The organism is Nocardia sp. SYP-A9097 (assembly GCF_009649815.1).
Lineage (GTDB): Bacteria > Actinomycetota > Actinomycetes > Mycobacteriales > Mycobacteriaceae > Nocardia.
Map to the genome: position 1 here is coordinate 1 of NZ_WJIC01000052.1, position 16,430 is coordinate 16,430.

Here is a 16,430-nt window from a genome sequence, read left to right on the forward strand (position 1 = left end):
GCGGGGCCGACATCTTCTCGGCGTCTTCAGTGGCGAGCTTGGACGGACCATCCCCGCGCGCGCGGGGCCGACTCCGGCGGTCGAACTCCCACTGGGCGCCGAACGGGACCATCCCCGCGCGCGCGGGGCCGACCGAGGCTTGGAAATCGCCTGCGGCCTTGACGGAGGACCATCCCCGCGCGCGCGGGGCCGACACGAAGGTGCATTCGGCGGTGCGATCGAATCCGGGACCATCCCCGCGCGCGCGGGGCCGACACTTGCTGACCTGGGATTTTATCGCGCGGAACGCTCATTTTCATTCGGTTGGTTTCGGCGGCGGGCGGACAGAATTAGGCCGTCGAAATCAACAGGGCGCCAACGGTCGCGACCAGCAGTACGGACCGTCCAGCCCTGCTCATTGTCGGCTGGTTCGACCAGAACGGCTTGGCCGTCGCCGATGCGATCGGCGAGCAAAGTCCACAGGCGGTCTCGGATTCGACGGCTGGGGTTGCCCACGAAGACTCCGGCATTGACTTCGACCATCCAGCGGGTGAGGTGGCCACGGAGTCCAACCGGCGCAGCGATGAGGACGACAACGGTCATGGTTGTCATTCTTCCGGGTTATCGAGCTCGGGTCCGACGATGGAGATGTGCTTGCTGCCGAAGTCTGGTTGTACGAGATCTGCGTCGGCAGCTGCCCAGTTCGTGCCGCCGGCAACCATCCCGAGCTGCTCGTCCCAGAGCACATTGAGATCTGCGTCGAAGGACTCCTCTGGACCTAGTAAATCCTTCACATCGTCGACAATGCGTGCGAGCAAACGGTTTTCGGTGATCAGATCGCGTAATCCCAATCGGGCGTCACGCTCTTGGGTGAGTCCTTTGCCTGCCAGATCGAAGGCGAGCGGAATCGTGTACTCGGCCTTGTATAAGTCGGCGATGTCGAGGACAAACGAGACCGCCGACCCGGTGTGTACGAAGCCAAGTCCGGGACTGGCGCCCAGGCCGACGATCACAGCGTGACAGATGCCGTAGAGAGCGGCATTGGCTGCTGACAGTAGGCGATTGAGGTCGTCACCAGCGGCGTGGGCATCACCGGCAACGTAGTTGCGGCCCTGCCAAGGGACCCCGGAGCGTTCGGAGTGCGCACGGTAGATCTTGCGTACCCGTGCGCCTTCCCGGCCGCGCAGTTGCTGCATTGTCATGTCCGAGACGTCCTCGCCCGGGAACCGCATGCCGTACATGGCGCGAGCCACCCGCAGCCGCTCCTTGGGCCGGGTGACCAGCTGTGCCTGCCGAATCAGTAGTCCCGCGCCGCGGGATGGGCCGAGTCCGGACGCATACATGCGCACTCCTTGCTGCCCGACCCAGCAGATGGCAGTTCCCGAGTCACCAAGCAAGCCGACTGCGCCGTGCGTTATCCGAGTTCCGGGACCCAGCAGCAGAACCGCGACCATAGCGGCAGGGATGCGTACGGTTTCCCGCTTGTTGATCACTACGACCGCGTTCTCGTCGCGGTCGATGTGGGAGCGCTCCACGTACACGCTGGAGACTCGGTCGTCGAGGCGGTGCAGATCGTGCGGATGCGCCTTCCACCAAATATCTGGCACGTCAATGACTTTCGAGTGGCGCGAGCGTGAGGAGGCCGCACCCGTAAGCTTTGGAGGGGCCGATACCCTGTAGTAGATGCTGGGTGAACAGCTCTACCTCGGTGACCTCGAGTTGGCCTTCGAAAGTGGCGGTGTGCACGACGACCGACTTGTCATCTCGGGCTCTCGCCTCGGTATCGCCTTTGCCGAAGGAGTGACGGTTGCGAGCGATAACGCGCACTTCGCTTCCAGGCACCTGCACGGCGTCCTCATGTTGTTGTAGCCCAGCAGCAGGCGTATCCATTCTGGCATCGGGGATCTGGAAGCCCCAACGTTGGGTTCGCTCAAGAAACCAGCCCAACTGGGCGGCGGCGGTGCGGTGGCCGATACGAAAGGAGCGACGGTCCCCGCGGGCGCGGCGTTCTGATTGTGCTGCAGTGGGTTTGGTCGGAGTGGAAGTGTTTTGGACGGGGCTGGCGGTTAGGCGGAACGCGTAGCGGTCACCAACGGACAAGCGCGACAGCAGCGGGGTGTAGTCCGCGACGACAGCGTGTTCGCCGTCCGCGTCCGGCCAGCCTGCGGTTTCGACCAGGTGCGTCCAGTCTGGTTTGCTGCGGGTGAGTACGAATAGCATTGGCCGGTAGGGGTTGTCGGAGTCCAGCCTCCACAGGACTCGTTCATCTAGCGGATGATCAGGCACCCCGTGTAGGACAGTGCTACGCATTGCGCGGGGGTTGGCCAACAGATCGCGGCTGTCACGGCGCAGCGGGTTGATGCGAATTCGGGAAAGATACGTCATGGGTCCTCACCAGCCCAGCAGGGCGAACGGGTCATGGTCGGTGCCGGTGGTCTCTGGATCGGGGTTAGTGATGCGGCTCGGCACCCGCACAGAGACGTGGCGTACACGACGCTCAATAAAACGACGGTCTCGGGGATCGAAGGAAACCGGAACGTCGTGGCGCACTTCGTTGCCGTTGTCGTCGTCGATCGTGAGGGGAAGATCGATGGTGGCGGGCCGGTGGCCGCGACGCCGTACGAATGCCTCGCTTGCGGATTCGGAGGCTTGCCAAGGTTCTGATTCGAGCGCTTGCAGCAGGTTGCCACCACGAAGCCCTAAGTTCACCGGTTGTGTGGGCGGGCAGCTGCGCCGCCCCAATGCCAGTGGGAACGCCGGCCGGGATAAGGCGACTGCCAGAGCCTGCAATGTTGTCCGAGGGCCTGCTACTCCAGCAAGGAATGCCGCGTCTTGCAGATAGTAGCGCCAGGTTTGATGAGTGTGTTTCGCCGGTGAGGTGAACTTCTGAATTCCCTTGGCGTTTACCCCCGCCTGACGAAGCGGCACCCCGCGGTAATCGCTGAGAGTGTGATAATCGCGCAGCAGACTGCCGGGCTGATCCACCCGAACTCCCAATCGCAGTTGTGTCAGCTCGGTCAGATCAGCGTCGCGGGGCCAGCCGAGCGCTGCGGCGAGCAGGCCCACGATCCCGGACTTGGTAGGTTCGGGCCGGGTATCGCGGCGATTGAAGCTGCTGGCCGCACCCCATGACTGCATCGGTGCGGCCAAGCGCAACAGCAGCACTGCGACATCGACATCCTGCCGAGAGGATGCAACCGGATCATCAAGTGGCAGACCGAGATCCTGCGGCTGCGGGACCGTTAGCGAACCACCAGCGCTCAGCACGTCACCGCGATTCGGAACCTGCGCTGGGATAGGCGTCATCGATTCAGCTTCTCTCGCAACTGATTCTGCAAATTCTCCCGCAATTCCGGGAAGGTCACAGCCTTACCGAATGCGCCTTCCAGCTCCGCTGTCGCGAGCGAGTCGTTCACGAAACCGTGAGTAAGGGCAGTGTGCAGCGGTTTGTCACCCCACTGGGCGATGCTGCGGCTGTACTCGTCGGCCAATCGCCGCGCCGACATTTCGGCGATACCGTCACGGACTGTGAAGACCGGCCTTTCAAAGGCGGACACCAGATTCACCGGTTGATCGTCGCGAAGTACAACAGCTACCAGGGAGGGCAGTGTGCGATGGGCGAAGGAGTTGCCGTATCCGGTGGGCATGGATCGAGCGAAACTTTCCACAAACAGGTCTACCGCCTCGAGGACCGCGTCGATCTCCCCGAGATTCGTCTGCAATTGATGCAATCCGAGGGTGGCGTACCGGTACAGGGTGGCGGAGTTGAACCCGATCGTGCCGATCATTCCAGCACCGGTTTCATCCTTCTCGTTCTCGTCGTCGACAGCGGTGAAGTAGTCGAATTCCAACTCCGTAGCATGGGTGGACAGTGCGTGCGCAACCTGAACTGCGGCATCGACATTGAGGGCGGGGATGTCGGCGACCATACGACCGAACAGCGCCACGTCGACCGGATGGCCGCTGCTGAGCTCCTCACGGAACGGCACGCTCTTCACCGCTTCAGTCAATTTCTCATCGTCGAGAGCGGCGAGCTCCACGGCGCGATCGGCGACCAGCCCGGCGATACTGTCGAGTTGTCCCGTACCGACGAACATCAGATAGGCGGTATCGCCAGCCTTTTTGCCGGTCGAGATCCCCGAGTTCTTCATCAGTGCATCGATGATTCGGGTCGACTGCTCGTCATCGAGCGCTGAGCGCTTCGTCAACCGCTTCACCAGTTCCGCTGCGATCCGCCGAGTGCGGGTGCCCAGATCCTGTTCGGGAAGACGATCGGCGAATGCCATGCGGGTGGCCCGTTTCCACGCTTGGGAGGAAACCCGCGAACGACGGACCCCACCGTAGGTGGCCTCCTTGGGGTTTCCCTGATCATCGCGGTTGAGGTTGGCCGGCGGGACGGTCTGCAGAATGTGCACATCGATGTACAGATGCTTCGTCTGTTCGGTCATAGCAAGCTCCAGAGTTGGAATTGAGTTTTCAGGGGGCATCGGAGGTCGACGGTTGTTCCCATAGCTGGTATCCCTGCGCCCAGGAGCGACGAACTCGCTGACGACCGTCGGGCCACGGCCATACCGCCAGGTCGGTGAGCAGTCGGTCATAGTCCAGCGGCTGGCGGATATCACGTAGCTGACCGACGAGCCCGCGCATCCGCATGAGCAGCGCGGGCACGCTGGTCGCAGTCGCGAGCGCAGCGACTCTGCGGTCGACCGCCTGTGTGCTGGCATTGTCGTGCCGCCGTAGCGCCAGAAGCGCAGTGCCCAAGCCAATATTCTTGCGATGCATAGGAATTCGCTGCGACTGCTGATGTAGCCCATAGAGAGCAAGGGCGGCGTGCTCGGCACGCTGGCGCGCACTCGCCTCCCCGATGCGAGCCAACTCGTCGTCGACCGGGCTGGTGTAGAACGGCCACATTTTGGGAACCGTGAGTACGTCCCGCCCGAGACCGGCGCGAAGTGCTGCGAGGTCTTCGCCTGGCGGGAGCTTCTTGGGGTCCTTCCACTCGCCGGTGTCGTTGTCGATGAATCGGTTCCAGTAGCGCTGCGGCATCAGCTCACGCTCCTCGCGTTTTCGATGAACGGGCAGCAGCCGCCCGCGGCAGGATTGTGTCGATCTGGTAGCGAAAGTCATTCGCGGCCAGGCCAAGTCGGTAGTGACGGTCCTTCTTCCCCACCGTCACCGTCCGACCCAAGAAAGCCGTCGCGGGCACCGCGAACAGCGGGTCCGCGCTCTGCCACACGGCCCGATGAGCGAGCTGTTCCCAGGCCAGCTGCCCGCGGTCGAGGAGCTCGGGGTCATCGGCGGCGACCGCAAGACCAGCCAGTAGCCGACGCACCAGGGGGTCCAGCGCGTACAACAACTGCTCACCGGGACGTTGCCCCTTATCCCAGGGGATTGGCTCTGCACCGATCGCTCGTCGCAGGTCGGCCGATAGGTTATTGAGTGCTGCAGCCAGCTTCTCGGCCTGCTCGGTCGCCTCCAAGACAAGCGCGTAGGCGCTCTCGTTGGCACGCAACGCTGCCACCGGCAGTGGCATTGCATCGTGGAGAAGATCCTCGACCACGGCGGACTGAGTGCCGTACACCATGCCGAAGGTCTCTACCCGCAGCGGATAGCTGTTTTCGAATGCCCCTTCGGATTCGAGTTCGGCGAGTTGATTGACCAAGTCACTGGTCTGGAACGTGGCACTACTGGTCGCCTCCAGCGCCAACAGAGCGTGCATTCCACGCCAGATCGCCTTGCCCGGAGTGTGCCGAAGCGGGCGCAGGGGAGGCTCCACCTTCGACCCCTTGACCGGTTTGTCGAATCGCCACGCGGTGTGCGGCTCCCACCCGGGCGCACCACCGCTGAGGCGATCTCCTGCCGCGACGATCACCCGCGTGACAACCACGCTGTCACCGGACGATTCGGGGAACAGCCGGATTCGACGTGACTGCCAGGTCCACAAGTCCAACAGCCCATCGGGTGCACGTACGCGCCACTCTGAAGTGGCCGGATCCTGTAACCATTGCGGGGTGCCCAGGCGGTCCTGTGCACCGATTGGGATATTCAGGAGCAACGTCTCATACAGGGTGCGACCGATCGGCATCAGCACACCCAACTGCCCCAGCGGCGACACCGGATTCCCGACAGTCTTGCCGCTCTTGGCCTTTGAATCTCCGACCACTCCGGTTTTGATCGCTGCGGTATCCCAGCACTGGGCGTGCACCAACCAGCGCGCGGACTGCGGCGGCGTCAGGGGCAGCGGATCTCCCTCGGTGCGCCCGGCGAATATCGGCACGTTATTGCCCGAAGCCGCGGTCGTCACCAGCAGTGCCGACCCCTTTGTTTCATCCTTAGCCGTGCACAAGCCGGCAACTTGCGCGAACGGGCGGAGGACGCCGAACAGGTCGAACCGGCCTCGGTATTCGTCTAGATAGGCGTTGAGCCGGTCTCGTTCGTTCGTGTCGAACTGCCCGCGCCGAAACCGCTGCGCCCATTCCTCACGAGTCGCGGGCGAACCCAGGGCTGCCACCACCACCGGCAGCAATGTGTGCCGCAGGATTGCCGGAAACATAGTGGGCACCTCGACAGCCAGTCCGAGCACCTCATGACTACGCAAAAGGGCTTCGCGAATGCCGAGCCCAGCGAGCTCTCCGCCGTGAAACTGACCAGGAAGCCACGCCAGGTCATCAATCAGATCACCCGCGAACATTGGTTCCCCCAATTTGGTACGTATAGTACTTCGTGACTGATTCGTTGAGCGTATCGAAGTCGCGGCGGTCGCGGCTGCGAAACTGACGAAGAACGGCCCCGAGAACGGCCGCCCCGATCTGGGACGGTCCACGGGGATGGCCCGTTGGTTCGCATGAGCATCACGATGGGCATCACGTCGGCCCCGCCTAATGCGGGGATCAAGGTCGGGACACCCGTGGTCCCGGCCTCACCCGACGATCAATCCTTGCCATTCGTCGTACCGAACCCGTTGTGTGCCAATCACTCCCACACTCGAATCGTCGAGCACCAGCGCGCGGCTGTAGCGCAACCACGGATGATCACGCCACCCGTCCAACGGCAATAACTCGCGCTCAGCTGCCGGAGTGAGCTTGGCGGGCAACCGCACGGTCCCGCCAAGTACCTCGTCGATCAAATCCGGCGACGCCTCACCGTGTGGTCCCAGCCAGCGGCCAGTCATTGTGCGGTAGCCCCGGCCGTCATGGCGAACCAGTACGACTTCCAGGGTGGGTTCACCGTCACGAACGATCATCTGCATCTGCTCGTCCCCGCGATCGCCCTGTGTTCCGTGGCGGTGCAGGCCCGCAAGGGTGGGTCGACCGTGCTCACCCAGGCGAGTGAGCAAGAAGCGAGCAGCGTTCGCGCTGCGCAACTGCTGCTCGTCCCGCCAAGCACCGTATGACTCCGCAGCATCGCGCCGCCACCCGATCGGAACCAGAACCTGAGGGTCGTAAGCCCCAGCGACCAGCGACGGCACCTGCGAGGGAATGGACCATCTGCCGCTCTCGGCTTCGAAAATCAGTGCCGCACTGCGCAGCAGCGGATAGCGGCCGTAAATCTTCTCGCTCCCCGGCTCGATCCAGGGCGGCGAATCGACGCGCGGCGCGAATCCGGTGACGACCACTGTCGGGTCCTGAAGTTGTTGCGGGCGTGGAAAACCGGTGTGCCGGTGCATCCTGCCGATGCGTTGAAGCAGTAGATCCATAGGTGCGAGATCCGTGACCAACAGATCCACGTCAGCGTCAAAAGACTGCTCGACGATCTGGGTGGCTACCAGGATCAGCCGAGCAGGGCGAGACCGGCTCGGACCGGGCGGACCCAGCAACTCCAGACAATCTTCCGTGCGGTCGGCGCGATGCTGCACGTGCATTCGGCCATGGAGCAAACGAACATCATCCCCGAAGTGCCACTTCAACGCCTCATAGGTTCCCTGGGCGCGCAGCACCGTATTTCGGATAACCAACGCGCAGCCGCCATCGGCCAACCGTTCCGCAAGTAGCGCGGACACTGCCTCGTCGCCACCAGAAGCGTTCCGCTCCCCATGTTTTAGAGCTGGTTCAGGCAGGACCTCAACTTTGAGCGGCAGGTCCTTGGTACGCCAGGGTTCGGCGTCTTCGACGATGTATTGCGACAGCCCTTGGTCATCTGCCCAGACCGCAGTAACACTGGGATACCCGCTTGGTTCAGGTAGATCGGATACGTCGACCGTCTCCGCGGACCCAGCGCCGGCCAAGTAGGCGGCGACCAGGTCCCGTCGCTGTTGAGGTGGAAGCGTCGCCGACAACAGCACCACCGGCACCCCAGCCTGCCCCAACCAACGCAGCCCCTCCTTCAGAAACTGCGACATGTAGACATCAGCCGCATGTACCTCGTCCAGAACGACAACTTTCCCCGCCAGGCCCGCCATCCGCAGCATCACATGCTTGGTACGCGTCGCGGCGAAGAGCAGCTGATCGATTGTGCCAACTACAAAGGGAGCCAACAGTCCCCGCTTGCTGCCGAGGAACCATTCAGCTGGCGCGGTGCGCTGCGGGCGGGTCGACTCTCCGCATTCCTCGCAGTCCGAACGGTATGGGTCGTCTAGCCCGAATTCGTCTTCATCAACGCTGCCGTAGCTGACATCAGGATCGTCCTGGCCTTCCAACAGCCGCTGCCACTCCTTGTTGAACCGCCGTTTGCCGTGTAACAACGCAACCTGGTCGGCGAGCTCGGGACGCAAATTGCCCAGCCAGCGCCGCACATTCGTGAACATCGGGTCACTCGTCGCCTGCGTCGGCATACCCACGAAAACGCCATCGAGGCCAAATCGAGCCGCCAGGATTTCGGTGGCTAGCAGCGCCGCCTTGGTTTTTCCCTCGCCCATCGGCGCCTCGACGACCAGCAGACCTGCCCCAGCCATTCTGGCGGCGACACGCATCACCAGCAGTTGCGAGTTCCGGGGCTCCTCACCAAATCTCTCAATGAAGGCATTCGCCGAAGGAGTGGGCAAACGGCCCCAGCCGCAGCGCAATTCGAGCCGATCCCATGCCGACCGGGCTCGCTCACGCGCACCAGCCATGGTCACCTGATCGAGTGCGTCGATGCCGACGAAATGTTGCTCATCGCTGGCAATCCAGTCCGCCATCACGATGAACCCGCTCAGCTGCAACTGCACAGCCCGCTTGGGAGCCTGGTGCGGAACTACCTCGGCAAGGTTCGAGAACCCGAGAGCCGCGGTAAACCGCTCCACCACAATCCGTTGTGCCCGCCGCCAATTCGCAGTGTTCCCACGCAGCTTTCCTCGAACATTCCGCGGCGCGTTCAGCTCCCCCAACGCCGGAAACTTCCCATGGTGACCGGCAATCAGCGGCCACACCCAGTCGAGATGCTCCGGGGGCCAACCAGCCTCGGCAAGAAGATCCAGCGCCAACACTGCCCCCGCCTTATCGTGCCGCCAGCGATTCGCCGTCACCGCAAACCGGTCCCAGCTCAGCCCTGCTGCCTGCACCGCTGCTGCGCCTGCCGGGTCGATGTGCTGAAACGCCGGAGTCGCCTTCCCCCAGTCATGAATTCCGCACAGCCAGGCGAAAAATCGTCGCCCCCGCTCCGCGTCCCCAGCGACCTCGGACAGCATGTCGCGCACTGACTCCGCCAGATAGTGATCCCAGATCAGCTCGCCCACCGCTGCGGTATCGAACAAATGCGACAACAGCAGATTGGTCCGTCCGCCGGCCAGCGCCGCCGACTTCCCCCAAAGCGCCCCCAACCAGCGCTCCTCCTCCACAGCAAACCCCCTACTGTCCGACTGCCAGCTTCGTTCGAGCGACACAACCGCGAGAATAGGCACCCCCACCGACAGGTAATGCAACCATGATCAGAGCTACCTCGAATGTACTGAATGAAAACGGATAGTCTGTCCAGAATTGTTGCAGGTCAACAAGTGTCGGCCCCGCGCACGCGGGGATGCTCCGGTGATCATCCGAGCATCCCGAGCACCCGGTTGGTCGGCCCCGCGCACGCGGGGATGCTCCTGCGCGCCACACAGGACGCACCGCCCACGCCACGTCGGCCCCGCGCACGCGGGGATGCTCCCCCTTTTGGTCGCACCGCATCACCCACTGGCGGGTCGGCCCCGCGCACGCGGGGATGCTCCCTCTTCCAGCGTGATCCCCCACAGGAAATGGAAGTCGGCCCCGCGCACGCGGGGATGCTCCGTTCTCCCCGGTCGTTTACGACCCGACCGCGACGTCGGCCCCGCGCACGCGGGGATGCTCCCCCACCAGCCGCACGCGGCGTCAATCCCCATCGGTCGGCCCCGCGCACGCGGGGATGCTCCCCATTCACGCACCGGTCGGCGGGCGCGGGCGGTGTCGGCCCCGCGCACGCGGGGATGCTCCCTCACGCTCCAGCTCACCGCAGATCTCATCGGCGTCGGCCCCGCGCACGCGGGGATGCTCCGCGGCGGCGGTGCGCGCCAACAGGATTGACGACGTCGGCCCCGCGCACGCGGGGATGCTCCCTTTCCGGCGCACCGTATTCGCGGCTCCGGTCAGTCGGCCCCGCGCACGCGGGGATGCTCCTTCCCTATGGAATTCCCTATGCCTGAAGTATCGGGTCGGCCCCGCGCACGCGGGGATGCTCCCGACGTGTTGCCGCCACCGCCGCCGGCGGTGCCGTCGGCCCCGCGCAAGCGGGGATGCTCCCTGGAGGGGCGCAATGGGTGACCTTCCGGAGGGGTCGGCCCCGCGTGCGCGGGGATGGTCCGTCCACCAAGCGCGGCGGGCCGGCGGGCATCACGTCGGCCCCGCGCATGCGGGTATGGTCCTCGTTTGCGCACAGGCGATCTCGGGCCAATACGTCGGCCGAGCGCACGCGGGATGGCCTACCACCCGCGGAAGCCACCTACCTTCCGAAGATCGAACCCGACCACAAAAGATGACTCGTTCACGAGATTCTCACTGATGTCGCGAATTTCCTTGACCAACAGCGCGGGAATGACCCCGCCCTCGGGATACAACCAGTTCGATCCGACCGAATGAAAACAGGTACTCTGTCCAGAATTAGTGCAGGTCAACAAGTGTCGGCCCCGCGTGCGCGGGGATGGTCCCCAGTCGCGCACCATCGCATCCAGCGGCTCATGGTCGGCCCCGCGTGCGCGGGGATGGTCCCGCCTGCTCCCCCAACAGGATTCGAATGTCACGGTCGGCCCCGCGTGCGCGGGGATGGTCCCGGGTCCATGCGGCCCGGTTTGGATCCCCAGCGGTCGGCCCCGCGTGCGCGGGGATGGTCCTCGCCTGTGCGGTTCAACGGCTTCCACAAGAACGTCGGCCCCGCGTGCGCGGGGATGGTCCCCTGCAGGCCGCCGTCATCGGCGAGTACGTGCACGTCGGCCCCGCGTGCGCGGGGATGGTCCCGGGAGGAGTGTCAGCACTCCGGGATACCCGGCGTCGGCCCCGCGTGCGCGGGGATGGTCCTCACTTCTGGCACACCGGAACTCAGTATCTTCTGTCGGCCCCGCGTGCGCGGGGATGGTCCACTGCTGCGCGTACTCGCGCACCGCATGCGCAAGTCGGCCCCGCGTGCGCGGGGATGGTCCTATGCCACCAGAGCTATATGAGCCGGGATGGAAGTCGGCCCCGCGTGCGCGGGGATGGTCCCTCGGTGGGCAGATACCGCAACAGCGGGTCGCCGTCGGCCCCGCGTGCGCGGGGATGGTCCTGCCGTACGGAGACAACAGATCCGGTGTTCGCGGTCGGCCCCGCGTGCGCGGGGATGGTCCCGAAGCCACCGGCGGCAGCTACGCCCGCGTCCAGTCGGCCCCGCGTGCGCGGGGATGGTCCCGGCACATCGAACGACGGCGGCAGACCGCACAGGTCGGCCCCGCGTGCGCGGGGATGGTCCGGGGCCGTGGGGCGTGCGGTTCCGGCGGGAGCGGTCGGCCCCGCGTGCGCGGGGATGGTCCGGGGCCGTGGGGCGTGCGGTTCCGGCGGGAGCGGTCGGCCCCGCGTGCGCGGGGATGGTCCTTCGGATGCGTCGGCATCCAGCAGCAGTCATTCGTCGGCCCCGCGTGCGCGGGGATGGTCCGAAACCAGCAGGTGGGTTGAGTACATCAACTCGGTCGGCCCCGCGTGCGCGGGGATGGTCCCACTCCGATCCTGCCGGGCCGGGTCAAGGTGTGGTCGGCCCCACGTGCGCGGGATCCCACCTTTCCGAAGCGGTCAACCGTCAGGAGCCACTCCTCGGCACTTGTCATGGGCTCATTGCATCATCATTACCCGGCGGAATCCGAACGATTTTCGCCGATCCGGCGTTCTCGACCACGTGCCCGCGATCCTCGTCGGTCGTTCACCCCGCAAGAGTGATCCGATGTCCGCAACGGCACTCAGCGATGCCCTCAACTCGGCATGAGCGGATGTTCGCTATACCTCAATGGTTGAGGCACGCCTACCGCGGCGGATACCGGTTGTCTCCAGTTGTCGCCGTTTAGCTGATCTGATCGGTATCGGGCTGCGCGAAGCGGGCGACGGCGCGGGCGACCGCCTCACCCATGGCGGGGCTGCCGGTGTGGCCGGAGTCGTCGATAACGTGGAGGCGGGCGTCGGGCCAGGCATTGGCGAGTTCCCACGCGGTTTCGAGCGGGGCGCTGAGATCGAGGCGGCCGTGGATCAGTTCGCCGGGGATCCCGGCCAGCCGCCCGGCCTCGCGCAGCAGTACGCCTTCGTCGAGCCACGCCGCGTGCGCGAAGTAGTGCGTGCAGATCCGGACGAAGGCGAGCATGGCGGTGTCCGGCTTGGCGCTGTACTGCCCTGGGCTGCCCAGGGATTCGTGCGCGATGACCGCGTCCTCCCAGCGACACCACTCGATCGCGGCGCTGTGGCGCACCACCGGGTCCGGGTGTTCCAGCAGCTGCCGGTAGCCCTCGACCAGGTCGCCGTCGTTGGGCAGCGCGGACCGGAACCGCGCCCACTCGGCAGGCAGCAGCCGTGCGACACCCCGGTACAGCCAGTCGATTTCGCGGCGGCGGGTGCTGGTGACGCCGACCAGCACGATCCCGGTGACCCGCTCCGGGTACCGCTCGGCGTAGGCGAGGATGAGCGTCGAGCCCCAGGATCCGCCGTACAGCAACCAGCGGTCGATTCCCAGGTGGCTGCGCAGCAGCTCCATATCGGCGATCAGGTGCTCGGTGGTGTTCACCGTCATGTAGGTGTCCGGATCGGCGGCGCTCGGAATGCTGCGTCCGCAACCGCGCTGATCGAACTGCACGATCCGGAAGACGTTCGGATCGAACGATTTCCGCGAACGCGGGCTGCTCCCGCTGCCAGGCCCGCCATGCACCACCAGCGCTGCCCGGCCCGCAGGGTTGCCGCTGGTGCACCAGTACACCTGGTTGCGGTCGCCGACCTCGAGCAGACCGTCGGCGTACGGATCGATCGGGGGAAAGGACGTCGGCACGGTTGCCGAGGTTAGCGGATCGGGCAGATCCCGCCGGTGAGCTTCCCCCGCACCTCCAGTTCAACTATCGCTCGTAAACCCTGCGACTCGGTCATCGGCATGTGCGGGCATTGAGATGTCATGTGGCTGAGGCCATGTAGGCCGCGAGGATGTAGTTCGGGTGTCGGTCGAGGTTGGTGCGGGCGCGGTCGTAGCGCATCGTGGTGCGTGGATCGGCGTGCCGGGCGGCGATCTGCACATCACGCAGTCGACCCCGGCATCGAGCATGGTGGTGACGAAGGTGTGCCGCAGCATGTGTGGGTGCATGTGCGGGAGCCGCACAATCGACGCCTCGGATAGGCGGCGCAGGCGGCGGGTGCCGCAGTGGCGGTCCATGCGCCGGCCGCGCTGGTTCAGCAGGATAGGGCCGCGCACCCGGCCGTCGATGGCTCGGTCGATCGCGCGGCCGACCGCAGGTGGTAACGGCACCAGTGCGATCTTCGAGCCCTTGCCGATAATGTGCAGGACCCGGTGGCCGTGTTCCTCGCCGAGGTCAGTGACGTCGCAGCGACAGGTTTCGCTGATCCGCAGCCGGAGGAGACCGAGCATCGCGACCAGGGCGAAGTCGGCGGGGTTGTCCGAGTCGCGGGCGGCGCACAGCAGTGCCTCGAACTGCAGATGCGAAAGTCCTAGACGAGTAAGACCGAACCCTGGTCAGTGGTCATAGGCAATCAAGGACCGGGTGACCGGTGCGCCGATGGCGTGGTTGTGCCAGATCGCGGCGGCCATCGCCAGCACCCGCTGCGCGACGCGGATCGCCACCCCTTGCAGCGAGCGGCCTCCATGATCTTCCAGGTCGAGCTGGCCTTTGAGGGTGTCGTTGACCGATTCGATGAGCTGGCGCACCTTCTTCAGCAGCGGCTCCCCGAACCGGGCCTTCTCGTTCTTGCGCGAGGGTCGCAGCATGGTGATTCCGTACTCGCCCAGCAGCGTTTCGAATTCACGACCGGCGAAACCCTTGTCGCAGATCAACAAGATGCCGTCGTGTTCGGCCGTGACATCGGCCTCGACTTCGAGCATCGCCGAAAGTACCTCGCGTTCACCAATTTTCGGGTCGGCCAGGGCCCATAGGATCGGCATCCCGCTCGGGGTGCACACCAGATACAGTTTCAGCCCCCAGTAGAACCGCGAATGCGAGGCGCAGTAGCCGTACCCGGCCCACCCAGCCAGATCGGAGCGTTTCACCGTCGGCCGCGACGTACCGCACGGCACCGGGGTGGAGTCCACGATCCAGCAATCATCGAGCCAGAAGTCGCTGGAGCGGGCCAACATTCGGATCACCCGCTTGACCAGCCCGACCGCGTTGCGCAACCGCTTGTTGTAGCCGGACTGCTGGGGAAGATACGGGAAAAGCCCGGTCAGGTGCTTGCGGGCGTAGCGGAGCCAGTGCGCCTCGGAGGTGAATCCCAGCAACGACTGGGCCACGGCCAGGCACACCAGTTCCGAGTCGGTCAGTACCGGAGGGCGGCCCGTCCACCGCGAACCGGCCAATTCGTCGTCGATTTTCACGTACAGTGCGGCCAGGAGGGCTTCCAAGTCGTTCGTCACACAATGACTTCGGAGCCCTCCTCCCACGCCTTGGCATCACCAGGACTTCGGACTTACTCGTCTAGTGTGTCGCGTCTGAAATAGGCCAGTTAAGTTGTTAACCTGTTTTGGTGTCGCATCGTGGGCCTTCCGCTGTTGAGATCGTTGTGTCCGACGCTGAGCGTGTGGAACTGGCGCGTAGGGCGGGGTCGTCGGATCGGCGTGAGGCGCAACGGGCTCGGATCGTGCTGGCTTGCGTTGAGGGTATGTCGAATGCGGGTGTTGCGCGGCTTGTCGGTGTCTCGGTGGGGTCGGCGGCGAGATGGCGTGGACAGTTCGCCGCCGAGGGCTTGGCAGGGTTGGGTGATCGCGATCGTGGCGGGCGGCCGGTGGCCGAGATCGTGTTGACCAGCGATGAGCGTGAGACGTTGCTGAGGTGGGCGCGTCGAGCGAAGTCGTCGCAGGCACTCGCGGAACGCTGCCGGATCGTATTGGGTTGCGCGGCAGGCAAATCCAACCAGGATGTAGCGGCCGAGCTGGGTATCACCGCTCAGACGGTGGGTAAGTGGCGGACCCGTTTCGCGCGCAAACGCCTGGAGGGATTGTCTGACGAGCCGCGTCCGGGGCGCCGGCCCTCGATCCTGCTGGACAAGGTCGAAGAAGTCCTCACGATGACCCTGGAGCAGAAACCGGTAGCTGCGACGCATTGGTCGCGTACCTCGATGGCCAAGCGAAGTGGCTTGTCGCCCTCGACAATTGGGCGAATTTGGAGCAAGTTCGAGTTGAAACCGCATGTAGCCGATGGGTTCAAACTCTCGACCGATCCGTTGTTCGTGGACAAGGTCGTCGATGTGGTCGGGCTGTATCACAATCCACCGGAGAAAGCGGTCGTGCTGTGTGTGGACGAGAAGTCGGGGATCCAGGCACTGGACCGCTCACAGCCGGTGCTGCCGATGATGCCAGGCATGCCCGAGCGATACTCCCACGACTACATCCGCCATGGCGTGACCAGCCTGTTCGCGGCATTCGACATCGCCGACGGAGTCGTGATCTCCAAGCTATACCAGCGCCGCCGCGCCCAGGAATTCAAGAAATTCCTCATCGCGATCGACAAGGCCGTACCCACCGAACTCGACGTCCACCTGGTCTGCGACAACTTGTCCACACACAAAACGCCGGCGATCAACGCCTGGCTGGCCGCACATCCTCGCTTTCATATGCATTTCACCCCGACCGGGTCCTCATGGCTCAACCAGGTCGAGCGCTGGTTCGGGTTCCTCACCGACCGACTCCTGCGCCGCGGCGTCCACAAAAGCGTTGCGGCACTGGACAAAGACATCACCGCGTGGATCGAGCAATGGAACGCCGACCCGAAACCGTTCGTCTGGCGCAAAACCGCGGAGGAGATCCTCGAATCACTCGCTAAATATATTCAACGAATTTCAGGCGCAGGACACTAGAAG

The 16,430-nt window shown here is 64.6% G+C and carries 11 protein-coding genes, 1 pseudogene and 3 CRISPR repeat arrays; of the genes and pseudogenes, 1 reads left to right on the forward strand and 11 read right to left on the reverse strand.

Annotated elements, in window-relative coordinates; all coding sequences use genetic code 11:
* Positions 1-44: 44 nt before the first annotated feature.
* A CRISPR array of direct repeats spans positions 45-255; the repeat unit is 28 nt; unit sequence GGACCATCCCCGCGCGCGCGGGGCCGAC.
* A gap of 18 nt (positions 256-273) precedes the next feature.
* The 11 genes and pseudogenes from cas2e to GFY24_RS39590 all read right to left on the reverse strand — a co-directional run bounded on the left by cas2e (position 274) and on the right by GFY24_RS39590 (position 14,988).
* A complete protein-coding gene (cas2e, locus tag GFY24_RS39540; RefSeq protein ID WP_153810249.1) occupies positions 274-582 on the reverse strand; it encodes a type I-E CRISPR-associated endoribonuclease Cas2e in 309 nt (102 codons plus the stop codon).
* A gap of 5 nt (positions 583-587) precedes the next feature.
* Positions 588-1,586, reverse strand: coding sequence for a type I-E CRISPR-associated endonuclease Cas1e (cas1e, locus tag GFY24_RS39545; RefSeq protein WP_309231892.1), 999 nt, complete (start codon positions 1,584-1,586; stop codon positions 588-590).
* 1 nt (position 1,587) lies between these two features.
* Positions 1,588-2,364 (reverse strand): type I-E CRISPR-associated protein Cas6/Cse3/CasE, encoded by a 777-nt coding sequence (cas6e, locus tag GFY24_RS39550; protein ID WP_153810250.1) that lies wholly within the window; start codon positions 2,362-2,364, stop codon positions 1,588-1,590.
* Positions 2,365-2,370: 6 nt separating this feature from the next.
* Positions 2,371-3,285, reverse strand: a complete 915-nt coding sequence (gene cas5e / locus GFY24_RS39555) for a type I-E CRISPR-associated protein Cas5/CasD (protein ID WP_153810251.1) — start codon at positions 3,283-3,285, stop codon at positions 2,371-2,373.
* Positions 3,282-4,427 carry a type I-E CRISPR-associated protein Cas7/Cse4/CasC gene (gene cas7e / locus GFY24_RS39560; protein ID WP_153810252.1) on the reverse strand — a complete coding sequence of 382 codons (1,146 nt, stop codon included), beginning with the start codon at positions 4,425-4,427 and terminating at the stop codon, positions 3,282-3,284. The genes cas5e and cas7e overlap by 4 nt, the downstream gene beginning before the upstream one ends.
* A gap of 28 nt (positions 4,428-4,455) precedes the next feature.
* Positions 4,456-5,025: a type I-E CRISPR-associated protein Cse2/CasB gene (gene casB / locus GFY24_RS39565; RefSeq protein WP_228567116.1), complete on the reverse strand. Its 570-nt coding sequence runs from the start codon at positions 5,023-5,025 to the stop codon at positions 4,456-4,458.
* A 4-nt stretch (positions 5,026-5,029) separates the two neighbouring features.
* Complete coding sequence (casA, locus tag GFY24_RS39570; RefSeq protein ID WP_153810254.1) at positions 5,030-6,670, reverse strand: type I-E CRISPR-associated protein Cse1/CasA; 1,641 nt, start codon at positions 6,668-6,670, stop codon at positions 5,030-5,032.
* Positions 6,671-6,898: 228 nt separating this feature from the next.
* Entirely contained in the window at positions 6,899-9,733 is a 2,835-nt protein-coding gene (gene cas3, locus GFY24_RS39575; protein ID WP_309231893.1) for a CRISPR-associated helicase Cas3', read from the reverse strand.
* A gap of 158 nt (positions 9,734-9,891) precedes the next feature.
* Positions 9,892-10,834: direct repeats of the CRISPR family, unit length 28 nt; unit sequence GTCGGCCCCGCGCACGCGGGGATGCTCC.
* A 194-nt stretch (positions 10,835-11,028) separates the two neighbouring features.
* Positions 11,029-12,155: direct repeats of the CRISPR family, unit length 28 nt; unit sequence GTCGGCCCCGCGTGCGCGGGGATGGTCC.
* A 277-nt stretch (positions 12,156-12,432) separates the two neighbouring features.
* On the reverse strand, positions 12,433-13,401 hold the full coding sequence (gene pip / locus GFY24_RS39580) for a prolyl aminopeptidase (protein ID WP_309231894.1): 969 nt from the start codon (positions 13,399-13,401) through the stop codon (positions 12,433-12,435).
* Between the two features lie 306 nt (positions 13,402-13,707).
* A pseudogene (locus tag GFY24_RS43975) lies at positions 13,708-14,058 on the reverse strand (tyrosine-type recombinase/integrase); the annotation flags it as partial.
* A 36-nt stretch (positions 14,059-14,094) separates the two neighbouring features.
* Positions 14,095-14,988: an IS982 family transposase gene (locus tag GFY24_RS39590; RefSeq protein ID WP_375336167.1), complete on the reverse strand. Its 894-nt coding sequence runs from the start codon at positions 14,986-14,988 to the stop codon at positions 14,095-14,097.
* 107 nt (positions 14,989-15,095) lie between these two features.
* On the opposite strand from GFY24_RS39590, the gene GFY24_RS39595 reads away from it, so the two are divergent.
* The gene (locus GFY24_RS39595) at positions 15,096-16,427 is read left to right on the forward strand and encodes an IS630 family transposase (protein WP_153810256.1); all 1,332 of its coding nucleotides are present in this window, start codon (positions 15,096-15,098) and stop codon (positions 16,425-16,427) included.
* The last annotated feature ends 3 nt before the right edge of the window (positions 16,428-16,430 follow it).